The organism is Sphingomonas bacterium, from assembly GCF_903644135.1.
Taxonomy (GTDB): Bacteria; Pseudomonadota; Alphaproteobacteria; order Sphingomonadales; family Sphingomonadaceae; genus Sphingomonas.
This window is the reverse complement of the sequence record NZ_CAHJXA010000053.1, coordinates 1-11,507: the sequence shown is the minus strand read 5'-3', so window position 1 is coordinate 11,507 and position 11,507 is coordinate 1. Positions and strand designations below refer to the sequence as shown.

Here is an 11,507-nt window from a genome sequence, read left to right as displayed (position 1 = left end):
TGTCGCCGGGCAGCGAGGCCGAGGCGACGCCCGAACCCGCGCCGCGGGTCAAGCTGGGCGGCACCTTGTTCGAGCGGATGAGCAACGCCGCGCGCGGCACCCAGCGCGACGAAGGCCAGGGCGAGGAGCCGGCCCCGGTCGACATCCCACGCTTCCTGCATCGCCAGAACAACCAATAGGTCAGGTCGCCCGATACCGGCGTTCGCGGCACGGCCGGTTCGTCGTCGCGCGGGCTCGCTTCGTCGTGCGGCAGGGCCTTGGCGATTGTCGCGCGGCGGCGGCTGGGGCTTAGGCTGGTCGGGCATCATGGCGCGCTTTCCTTCCGTCTTCCTGCTGGCGTGCTTGACCGCTCCGCTGCCCGCGCTCGCGCAGGGCGTGGTTCAGGCGGTGCCGGGTACTACCGATTCCGATCGGCTGGCGGCGCAGATGCGGTTGCTCGCAGTCAACGCCAACGACCTGTCGGCGCTACTCGCGGCGGGCGAACTGTCGGTCAAGCTCGACGACCTTGGGGCCGCCGCCTCGTTCTTCGCCCGGGCCGACAAGGTCGACCTGCGCAACGGCCGCGCCAAGGCGGGCGAGGGCGCGATCCTGGTCCATGCCGAGCGGCCCGGCGAGGCCTTGCGCTATTTTGCGCAGGCGGAGAGCTACGGCTTGCCGCCGGCGGCGTTCGCGTCGGATCGCGGCCTCGCCTATGACCTGCTCGGCGAGCAGGAGCGCGCCCAGCGTGATTACCGGCTGGCGCTGCGCGCTTCGCCTGCAGCCGCACCCGACGAGGAGACGCAGCGCCGTTACGCTTTGTCGCTGGCGATCGCCGGCAAGCGCGAACTCGCCGACCAGCAGCTCCAGCCGCTGCTGCGCCAGTCGAACCGCGGCGCGTGGCGGGTCCACGCCTTTGTGCTGGCGATGGGCGGCAACGTCGCGGAGGCGAACCGGATCGCGACGACGATGATGCCGCCGGGCACCGCCGCCGGCTTGCAGCCGTTCCTGGAGAAGCTGCCGACGCTGGCGCCGATAGACCGCGCCTATGCCGTGCATTTCGGCGAGGTGCGCTCGACGCCGCAGCGGGTCGCGGATGCGAAGCTGGCTCCGGCGCTGCCGGCGCTCGGCCCCGATCCCTACGCCCCGCGGCTGGCGGTCGCCGCGGTCGCGGCTCCGGTGGCCAAGGACAAGCGTCGCGGCAAGGACAAGGACAAGGGTAAGCGCCAGCCGGTGCAGGTCGCGGTGGCGACGCCCGCGCCGGAGCCGCTGCCCCAGGCACCGCGCTATCGCGCGCAACCTGGCACCGCCGTGCTGGCGACGCGCGGTGCGGCCCCCGCTGCCTGGCCGACCACGATCGCATCCGGCGCGGCGGTGGCGGGTTCCGGGCGGGGCGTCTCGTCGATTGCAGGGCCGGCTGCGATTGCTTCACTGCCGGTCGCACCGACACGACAGGCGGCGATCGCAGTGCCGGTGACGCGACCGGTCGCTCCGCCAGTCCCGGTAGCCGTGCCTGCGCCTGATGTCAGGGTCATCGTCGCCGTTCCGGCACCGCGGACACAGGTGAGAATCGCTGCGCCGGCTGTATCGCAAACGGTTGCCGCTGCAACACTGCCGCCCGTACAAACGCCGTCTCCGCCTGTGTCCCCGCCGACACCGGTCGCACTCGCGGCCTTGCCGGCGACCTCGCCGCCAGCCCTGCCTGCCGCGACCACCACTCCAGCGTCGGCACCGGTCGAACCGATCGTCACGAACATCCCGGTCCCGCCACCGCACCGCAGCGACGGGGCGCTGGCGCGGATCGTTGCCGGCCTGCCGATCCCCGCAGCGGAGCTGGGCGTGGCCGGGCCGACCCGCCCGGCCGTTGCCGCTCCGGCTGCCGACGAACACACCGTCGACGCCGCTGCCGAGCAAGCTGCCGCCGATCGCGCGGCTCATGCCGCTTCCGCCAAGGCGGTGGCCGACAAGCGTGCGGCCGATCGCAAGGCCGCCGCCGACAAGAAGGCGCTGGCCGAGAAGAAGGCGGCCGCCGAGCAAAAGGCGCAGGAGGAGCGCGAAGCCGCCGCGCAGAAGAAGCTGGAGCGTGCCAATCCCGAACGCATCTGGGTCCAGGTCGCCGGCGGTGCCTATGCGGGCGACCTGCCCAAAGCATGGGCGGCGGCGAAGGCAAAGGGCGGTGCGGTCTTCGCCGGTCACGCCACCGGCTGGACGACGCCGCTGCGGGCGACCAACCGCGTCCTTGCCGGCCCGTTCAAGACCGGGGAGGAGGCGCGCGCCTTTGTCAACACGCTGAAGGCCGGCGGCATGTCGACCTTCACCTTCACCAGCGAGGCCGGTCAGGTCGTGACCAAGCTGCCCGCCAAGTGAGCGAGCTTGCCCGCTGGGCGTGCGACCCGGGGCAAAGCCGTGGCCGTCTGCACCCGGAGCCGGGCGATATCGGCGGGCTCGACCTGCGCGGGCCTCGCGATGCGTTCCAGCGCGACCGCGACCGCATCGTTCACTCGATCAGCTTCCGTCGCCTGCGCCACAAGACGCAGGTGTTCATGGCCCCGGACGGCGACCATTTCCGCGTCCGTCTGACCCACAGTATCGAGGTCGCGCAGATCGGCCGCACGATCGCGCGCGCGCTCGGCCTGAACGAGGACCTGACCGAGGCGCTGTGCCTTGCGCACGATATCGGCCACCCACCGTTCGGCCATGCCGGCGAGGACGCGTTGAGGGCGGCGCTCGCGGGGCAGGGCGGGTTCGACCATAACGGCCACACGCTGCGCACGCTGATGCAGCTGGAGCATCCCTATCCGCGCTGGCCGGGATTGAACCTGACCTGGGAGATGCTGGAAGGCCTCGCCAAGCATAACGGCCCGGTGCGGCGGCCGGCCTGGGCGCTGGCGGAGGCGGATGCCGAGTTCCCGCTGGAGCTGGCGAGCTGGCCGGGGCTGGAGGCGCAGGTCGCCGCCATCGCCGACGACATCGCCTATGACAATCACGACATCGACGATGGGCTGCGCGCCGGCCTGTTGACCCTGGAACAGCTGTTGCCGGTGCCAATCGTCGCGCGCAGCTGGCAGGCGGCGTGCACGCGCTATCCCGATGTCGCGGCGGGGCGGCTGACCGGCGAGCTGGTGCGCGGGCAGATCGGGGCGATGGTCAACGACCTGATCGACGAGACCCGCCAACGGATCGCGGCGAACGGGGTCGGCTGCGTCGAGGACGTGCGCGCGGCGACCGGCGCACTGGTCGGCTTCTCGCCGGCGATCGCGCGCGAGGAGCGCGAGCTAAAGCGGTTCCTCTACGCCAACCTCTACCACCATCCGCTACAGCTGGCGGCGGCAGGGGTGGCGGCGACGGTGATCGGCGGCCTGTTCGCGGCCTATCGCGCCGCGCCCGAGGCGCTGCCGCCGGCATGGCGCGAGAGCCTGCCCGCATCCGATCCGGCGCGCAGCCGCCATATCGGCGACTTCATCGCCGGCATGACCGACCGTTACGCGATCGCTCGATACCGGGATGTGGTGGGGCCGATCGACCCGCCCGAAGGACTCTGAGGAAGGGACCGGCCGGCTAACGGGCCGGTCCCATCTGCTCAGCGGGCTGCGGTCTCGATCGGGCGGGCGCTGCTCGCCTCGGACACGCGGAAGCTGATCTCGCGGCCGTTCGACATGCCCGACACCACGCCATCGCGCACGACCAGGTGGAAGCGCGATCCGTCGCCCTGGTTATAGCCGTCGATCACCTGCTTCGTCTTGTCGGTGCTGCTGGTGTAGACATAGGTCTGACCGTCGCGCGTGAAGGTCTGCGGCGCGTCGTGAGCGGCGGCGATGGTCGAGGTCAGCGCCGTAGCGGCAACGATCGTGGTCGTGATGAACTTGTTCATGATCAACTCCCGCGTGATGTGCGTCGAGCCGGTCAGGTCCTCATTTATGCTGTGCCGTCTGAATATTGCGGTGCAGCATGGCTGACAAATGCAAAGCCGGCGACCGCTGTTGCGCCTGCCGCAGTCGTGATTGCGACAGCTTCCCCGTCGTCGTGCCACATCCTTGCGACAAGTTGCTGTCATCAGCGATTGGATAGCTGCACCTGGGACACGCACTCAAGCTTGCTGTGCGCCCGAATGATCCGGAGGTAATGGCCATGACCTTGATCACCGATCGTCGCTCGTTCCTTTCCACTGCCGCGCTGGGGGTGCTCGGCGCTGCCTTTGCGCCGCGCATGGCGTTTGCGCGGGCGGCGACGGCCAAGCGCTTCGTCTTCATCATCCAGCGCGGCGCGGCCGACGGCATGGGCATTGTCGGCCCGGTCGGCGATCCCGGCTTTGCGGGTGCGCGCGGCGATCTGGCCGCGGATGTGGCTAAGGGGGCGAAGCTGGATGCGATGTTCGCGCTGCACCCGGCGATGACCGCGACCGCCGGTCTGTACGGCCAGGGTCAGGCGCTGTTCGCGCACGCCATCGCCTCGCCCTATCGCGACCGGTCGCATTTCGATGGGCAGAACGTGCTGGAGACGGGCGGCGCCAGTGCCTACCAGTTGCACGACGGCTGGCTCAACCGGCTGATGGGCGTGGTGCCGACCGACGACGCGCGGGCGATCGCGGTGGCGGCGACGGTGCCGATGGCGCTGCGTGGGTCCCGCGATGTCGCCAGCTATGCGCCCTCGGCGCTGCCGCAGGCGTCGGACGACCTGATGAGCCGCGTGGCGATGCTCTACCAGGGCGATGCGCAGCTTCATGGCCTGTGGAGCGAGGCGATGGCCACGCGCCAGCTGACCAGCGACCTCGCCCAGAACAACGGTGCCAACGCCGCCGCGACCGGCGCGCTGACCGCGCGGCTGCTTGCCCCGAACAACGGCGCGCGCATCGCGATGATCGAGACCGGCGGTTGGGACACCCATACCCAGCAGCGCCAGCGGTTGGCGGCGCAGTTGAAGGGCCTGGACGCGATGATCGGCGCGCTACGCACCGGGCTGGGGCCGATGTGGGACGACACGCTGGTGCTGGTCGCGACCGAGTTCGGCCGCACCGTCGCCGCCAACGGCACCGGCGGCACCGATCATGGCCAGGGCTCGTCGGCAATGCTGATCGGCGGCGGCGTCAAGGGTGGCCGGGTGATCGCCGACTGGCCGGGGCTCAAGAAGTCGCAGCTGTACGAGGGCCGCGACCTCAACCCGACCAGCAGCCTCGACGCGTTCATCGGCGGTGCGGTAGCGGAGCATTTCGCCACGGACCCGGCGCGGACGATGGCGGCGCTGTTCCCCGCCAGCGCCCGCATCGGCGCTACCGAGGGGCTGGTGAGGGTCTAGCCGGGACATCCGCCGCGGTAAAAAGCGCTGAAAGGAGAGCGGGATACGTCGGCCCGATTCGGCCATAACCTTGTTTGGTAACAATCGTGTAGCTATTGCGGGGCAAGGTGAACGATGTCGGCCGGGGCGGGCGACACACCGAGCGGGGACTACCAATGCTGGACGAGGATCGCCTGGAGGGGTGCGCGTCGCTGGACGCGTGGGAAACGGGCGTCTCCGCCGCACCATCCGCCTCTGCGCTCAAGACGGTGGCGTCGGTCGCACCCGCCCTGATCCTGGCGGCGTGCGGTGAGGGCGGCGGCGGCACGACCGCCTCGTCCCCGGCAGCGGTCACCGTCACCGCCCAGGCCGTGTCCCAGACCCAGGCGAGCCGCTTCCTGGGTCAGACGACGATGGGCGCGACCAAGACCATGGTCGCCGATGTCGTCGCCCAGGGCTATGACGGCTGGATCACCGCGCAGTTCGGAACGGCGCGCACGACGACCCATTGGGACTGGCTGATCGCCAACGGCTACAACGCCGCCACCAACATCAACAGCCAGACCGGCTTCGACCAGACGATGTGGCGTGGGATGATCAGCGATCCCGACCAGTTGCGCCAGCGGGTGGCGATGGCGCTGCTCGACTTCGTGGTGGTCGGCATCGACGGCGTCAACCTGAACTGGCGCGCCTTCGCGGCGGCCGCCTATGTCGACGTGCTGCTCGACAATGCGTTCACCAACTACCGCCAGATCATGGATGCGGTCACCTATAATGCGGCGATGTCGTCGTTCCTGACCTATCTCAACAACCGCAAGGCCAACACGACGACCGGCGCGCAGCCCGACGAGAACTACGCGCGCGAGCTGATGCAGCTGTTCACACTCGGCCTCTACCAGCTGAACATCGACGGCAGCGTCAAGATGTCGGGCTCCAGCCCGCTGGAGACCTATGGCCCTGCCGACGTGTCGGGGCTGGCGCGGGTGTTCACCGGGCTGACCTTGGCCTCCACGGACACGACGACGCCGGCGGTCTATCGCTCGCAGCTGGTGGTCAATGCCTCGATCAACGAGACCGGCAGCGCCACCTTCCTGGGCACCACCGTGTCGGGCGGCGGCACCGCGGCGATCAAGAGCGCGCTCGACGCGATCTTCGCGCACTCCAACCTGCCGCCGTTCGTGTCGAAGCAGCTGATCCAGCGGCTCGTCACCAGCAATCCCTCGGCGGCCTATATCAGCCGCGTCGCGACCGTGTTCACCGACAATGGCAAGGGTGTACGCGGCGACATGCAGTCGGTGATCCGCGCCATCCTGCTGGACACGGAGGCGCGCTCGGACACCGCGCTGACCGCGCAGGCGTCGGGCAAGCTGCGCGAGCCGGTGATGCGGCTGACCGGCTGGGCGCGCGCTTACGGTGCCACCTCGCCGTCCGCAGCCTGGGCGATCGGCGACACGTCGAGCACCACCACCCGGCTCGGCCAGTCAATGGGACGCAGCCAGACCGTCTTCAGCTGGTTCCGGCCGGGCTATTCGCCGCCCGACACCAGCATCTCCTCGGCCGGGCTGGTCGCGCCCGAGTTCCAGATCACCAACGAACAGACCGTCGTCGCCTATATCAATTACATGCAGGCGCTGGTGCAGAACGGCACCGGCGACGTGAAGGCGGATTATACCGATATCCTGACCTCGGCGACGGACTCGGGCACGCTGGTCGACCAAGTCAATTTGATCCTCGCCGCCGGGCAGCTGTCCGCCGCCACCGTCGCCTCGATCAAGGCGGCGGTCGACAGCATCTCCGCCTCGACTACGGCCGGGCAGCAGAACCGGGTCTATGCCGCCATCCTCCTGACGCTTGCGTCGCCCGATTACTTGACGGTGAAGTGACATGAGCCAGTTCGAGCATGATCAATCCCGCCGCGCCTTCCTCCGCCGTTCGGCGCAGCTGGGTCTGGCGGGCGTCGCGACGCCCTTCGTCACCAGCCTGGGCGCGATCGGCGAGGCGGCGGCGGCCACCGCGACCGACTACAAGGCGCTGGTCTGCATTTTCCTGTATGGCGGCAACGACTACGCCAACACGCTGCCGCCCTATGACCTGGCGAGCTACAACGCCTATCAGGCGCAGCGCTCCAACATCGCGCTCGGCCGCGACGCGCTGGCGGCGACGGTGCTCAATCCGACCAATAGCCTGGGCGGGCGGCAGTACGCGCTGGCTCCGGCGATGGCGTCGCTGCTGCCGGTGTTCAACGCCGGCAAGCTGGCGACGGTGCTCAACGTCGGCACGCTGGTTCAGCCGACCACCAAGGCGCAATACAGCGCCCAGTCGGTCAAGCTGCCGCCCAAGCTGTTCAGCCACAACGACCAGCAGAGCTATTTCCAGGCATCGTCGCCGGAGGGTGCCAAGACCGGTTGGGGCGGCCGCATCGGCGACCTGTTCATGAGCGGCAACGGCACCTCGACGCTGACCTGCATCAACGCCAGCGGCAATGCGGTGTATCTGGCCGGCAACCAGGCGATCCAGTATTCGATCGGCACCGGCGGCCCGATCGCGCTGATCAACAATGCCTCGACGCTGTACGGTTCGACGACCGCGGCGAGCACGCTCAAGTCGCTGATGACCGGCCAGTCGGCGACCAACATGATCGCCAACGAGCACGCCAAGGTCAGCGCCCGCGCGCTCAGCACCTATACCCAGGTCTCGGCGGCGCTCGCCAACGCGCCAGCGGCCAGCTTTCCGCTGTTCCCGACTCCCAATCCGCTCGCCGACCAGCTCAAGATCGTCGCACGGATGATCTCGGTGGCGCAGGATCTGGGGGCCAAGCGGCAAGTGTTCTTCGTCAGCCTCGGCGGGTTCGACATGCACGAGAACCTGGCCGCGGCGCACCCGGTGCAGATCGGCCTGGTCGCCAACGCGATGAAGGCGTTTTACGACACCACCAGCGCGCTGGGCGTCGCCGACCGGGTGACGAGCTTCACCGCCAGCGACTTCGGCCGCACCCTGTTGTCGAACACGAGCGGCGCGGACCATGGCTGGGGGTCGATGCACTTCGTCATGGGCGGCGCGGTCAAGGGGCAGAAAATCTACGGCACGCCGCCGGCGATCGGCAACGGCACCGGCGACGATGTCGGCCAGGGGCGGCTGCTGCCGTCGATCTCGGTCGATCAATATGCCTCGACGCTGGCAAGCTGGTTCGGCGTGTCGAGCGGCGATATGACGACGGTGCTGCCCAACATGGGCAACTACAACCCGTCGAGCTGGAACCTCGGGTTCGTCTGACCGGTCAGGCGGTGCAGACCGCCGCGACGTGATCGGGCAGACCGTACAGCCAGCATCGCGTCGTGCCGAAGCGAGAGGTCACCAGCGGCAGCCGCCCGGTCTCGATGGCGGCGGGGTCGAGGTCCCGTGGGTGACCGGTCCATTTGGCATGGGCTTCCTTGGCCGTCCAACAGCGAGCGGCGGCGACGCCTGGTCTTTCTGCTGCACCGTGGCTCCCGGCCGGGGCGGCAAGATCGCTGTCCAGCCGTTGCCGCTCGGCTGGGGTGAGCAGGTCGACCGGCAGCGCATCCTCGCCGATCCGCTCGATATCGACACCCAGCCGACACGGGGCCACGCCGATCGCGCAGGCCGGCCAGCGGGCGGCGACGCTCAGGTGCCAGCCGTGGGGCGTCGTCACCATCGGCCTGCCTGCCGCATCGCGCTCGATTGCTACCCTGTCCGCGCGGACGTTGCCGGCGGCAGCGAGTAGCAGGCGGGCAAGCCGGCCGCGTAGCAGCCGTTCGCCGGCATCGCGGCGACCAGCGACTGCCGCTGCCTCGCCCGGCAGCAGCGCCACCGCTTCTGCCCGCGCCCGAACCACTGAGTCATCAATCGAGACCAGCCAGATGGTCGGCACATCTTGCGCCAGCTCAAGCCCTACATCGCCGCCGACTAGCCAGCGCGGCTCGTTCAGCCTGCTTTCGCCAGCCGCGCCGGCGAGCCCTCCCATGACGTGCCGGGCGGCAGCGTCTCGCCCTTCATCACCACCGACAGATCGCCGAGCTGCGCATCCGCGCCGATCTCCGCATCGTACAGCACGATCGCATAGGAACCGATCGTCGCGCGGTTGCCGACCTCGACGCCGCTGACCTTCATCACCCGGTCCTCGAACAGATGCGTCTGCAACCCGGCGAAGTCGTTGAGCGCGACGTCGTCGCCGATGCGGACCAGGTCATATTCGGTGATATCCGTGGTATCCATGTAGCAGCGCAGGCCGATCTTGCAGCCGAGCAGCCGCAGATAGGCGGGCAGCCACATCGTCCCGCGCAGCGGCTCCAGCAGGTTGGACACTGCGAGGTTCTCATAGGTCGCGGTCACCAGTTCGGTGCGCCACACAAAGGTGCTCCAGAGCGGCGCGGTGGTGGGTTTGTAGCGACCGACGACGATCCACTTCAGCGCCACCACCACCAGCCCGCAGCCGAGCGCGAAGCCGAGATAGAGGAACGGGAACAGCCCCGCGATCCACAGGCCGCCATGATCCCAGTCGCTGAGCGTACCCACCGCCGACAGCAACAGGCTGAACAGCGCGACGAAGCAGGTCAGCGACAGGATGACGCGGACGAACTCGATTGACAGGCGGGTGAGCACCAGTCGCCTCGACGGATTGAACCGCGCGCCCTCGTCGAACAGGCCGACATTCTGGCGTGTCGGCAGCGAGATCGGCGGCGAGCCGAACCAGGTGCTGCCCGGCCGGTGCGCGGCCTCGCCATTGGCGGGCGGCGTCGACAGGACGCCGATCAGCGTCTCGTCGCCGATGTCGGCACCGGTCGGCAGCAGCGCCGAATTGCCAATAAAGGTGCGCCGACCGATGCGGGTGCGGTCGAGCACCAGCGCCCCCGGCTCGACCCGCGCCGCGCCGAACAGCACCGCGTCGGCGATGAAGCTCTCCGGCCCGATCTCGACCAGATCGGGCACGATCGCCGCCGCGGTGGAGATCTCCGCCCGCCGCCCGACCTTGACCCCCAGCGCGCGATACCAGGGCACGACATACAGCGTCGCGTAGATCGGATGCAGCAGCCTTAGCGCCAGGTCGTTGATCTGCTGCACGAACCAATAGCGCACGTAGAACCAGCTGTTCATCGCATAGCGCCCCGGCGCGACCCGGCCGAGGATCAGCCGCTTGGCCGCGACCGTCAGGGTGCACATCAGGATGACATAGGTCACCGCCAGCACCGGCGAGAGCAGCAGATAGGTATAGCCCTCGGTCCGCCAGTCGAGCTCGACCATCGTCAGCAGCCCCGGCGCGATCGGCAGGATGGCGACGATTGGCAGCAGCGCCGCGCCGACGGTCAGCCCGACGCCGACCAGCGCGCGGCGGATCAGCGAGGCGGGCGGGGCATGATCGGGACGCGGCGGCTGGTCGACCTTGCGCGCGGGCGATCCGCTCCAGGTCTCGTGCGCGGGAACATGGCTGCCCGCCGGGATCGCCGACAGGTCGTCCAGCGTCGCGCCATCGCCGAGCGACGCATCGCGGCCCATCACCGCCATCGAGCCAAGGAACGCGCCCCGGCCGATCGTCGCGCTGCCCAGCCGTAGCATCCCGCGCTCGACGGCGCTGGTCGCGAGCATCGCATAGTCGCTGACGATCGCGTCATCGCCGATCGTCACCAGGTCGGCGGCGTCGATCGGCATCCGGCCGATAAAGGCGCGCTTGCCGACCCGCGCGCCGAGCAGCCGGTAATAGCCGCGGATCATCGGCGTCCCGGCAAGGTACGGCGTCGCGATCACCTCCATGAAGCGGCGCACGAACCACCAGCGGAAATAATACAGGCCCCACAGGGGGTAATCGCCGGCACGATAGCGGCCGATCACCAGCCACTTGATCGCCACCGATGCGAGCATCGCCAGCGGCGGGATCAGCATGAACGTGCCGCCGCTCAGCAACAGCGCCGGCACCCGGTCGACCCGCTCGGTCAGCCAGGTATAGGCGAGATAGGGGAAGAACCATTGCAGCCCGGCGACGGTGAAGATCGGCAACAGGGCAATGGTCTGCGCGGTCGCGCACAGCCGCCGCTGCCAGCGCGGGATGACGTGGAACGGCTCCAGCTCGGTGGTGCTGAGGGCGATGGTCCCGCCCAGCCGCACCGCCAGCGCGCGGATGGTCGGGGCGGCATAGACGTCCTCGATCGACAGGCCTTCGAGGCCCGGCACCTTGCGGGTGGCCGAGACCAGCCGCGCCGCCTTGAGCGAGTGGCCGCCCAGATCCTCGAACAGGTCGTCGGTGACCG

At 69.3% G+C, this 11,507-nt stretch carries 8 protein-coding genes; 5 read left to right on the top strand and 3 right to left on the bottom strand.

Annotated features, from left to right (window positions below; all coding sequences use genetic code 11):
• Nucleotides 1–306: 306 nt before the first annotated feature.
• Both HUU96_RS04685 and HUU96_RS04680 read left to right on the top strand, forming a co-directional pair.
• A complete protein-coding gene (locus HUU96_RS04685; RefSeq protein ID WP_174291694.1) occupies nt 307–2,343 on the top strand; it encodes a tetratricopeptide repeat protein in 2,037 nt (678 codons plus the stop codon).
• Nucleotides 2,340–3,518 (top strand): deoxyguanosinetriphosphate triphosphohydrolase, encoded by a 1,179-nt coding sequence (locus tag HUU96_RS04680; protein WP_174291693.1) that lies wholly within the window; start codon nt 2,340–2,342, stop codon nt 3,516–3,518. Before HUU96_RS04685 ends, HUU96_RS04680 begins: the two co-directional genes overlap by 4 nt.
• Nucleotides 3,519–3,556: 38 nt before the next feature.
• Here the strand turns inward: HUU96_RS04680 and HUU96_RS04675 are convergent, their stop codons facing one another.
• Nucleotides 3,557–3,847 carry a hypothetical protein gene (locus HUU96_RS04675; protein WP_174291692.1) on the bottom strand — a complete coding sequence of 97 codons (291 nt, stop codon included), beginning with the start codon at nt 3,845–3,847 and terminating at the stop codon, nt 3,557–3,559.
• A 257-nt stretch (nt 3,848–4,104) separates the two neighbouring features.
• On the opposite strand from HUU96_RS04675, the gene HUU96_RS04670 reads away from it, so the two are divergent.
• The 3 genes from HUU96_RS04670 to HUU96_RS04660 all read left to right on the top strand — a co-directional run bounded on the left by HUU96_RS04670 (nt 4,105) and on the right by HUU96_RS04660 (nt 8,520).
• Nucleotides 4,105–5,268: a DUF1501 domain-containing protein gene (locus HUU96_RS04670; RefSeq protein ID WP_174291691.1), complete on the top strand. Its 1,164-nt coding sequence runs from the start codon at nt 4,105–4,107 to the stop codon at nt 5,266–5,268.
• Nucleotides 5,269–5,375: 107 nt separating this feature from the next.
• Nucleotides 5,376–7,130: a DUF1800 domain-containing protein gene (locus HUU96_RS04665; protein WP_254604995.1), complete on the top strand. Its 1,755-nt coding sequence runs from the start codon at nt 5,376–5,378 to the stop codon at nt 7,128–7,130.
• A 1-nt stretch (nt 7,131) separates the two neighbouring features.
• Nucleotides 7,132–8,520 carry a DUF1501 domain-containing protein gene (locus HUU96_RS04660; RefSeq protein WP_174291690.1) on the top strand — a complete coding sequence of 463 codons (1,389 nt, stop codon included), beginning with the start codon at nt 7,132–7,134 and terminating at the stop codon, nt 8,518–8,520.
• Nucleotides 8,521–8,524: 4 nt separating this feature from the next.
• Here HUU96_RS04660 and HUU96_RS04655 read toward each other — a convergent pair whose 3' ends face one another.
• On the bottom strand, nt 8,525–9,229 hold the full coding sequence (locus tag HUU96_RS04655; RefSeq protein ID WP_174291689.1) for a 4'-phosphopantetheinyl transferase family protein: 705 nt from the start codon (nt 9,227–9,229) through the stop codon (nt 8,525–8,527).
• On the bottom strand, nt 9,190–11,507 hold a 2,318-nt coding region (locus tag HUU96_RS04650), incomplete at its 5' end, for a Pls/PosA family non-ribosomal peptide synthetase (protein ID WP_254604993.1). The genes HUU96_RS04655 and HUU96_RS04650, both read right to left, overlap by 40 nt.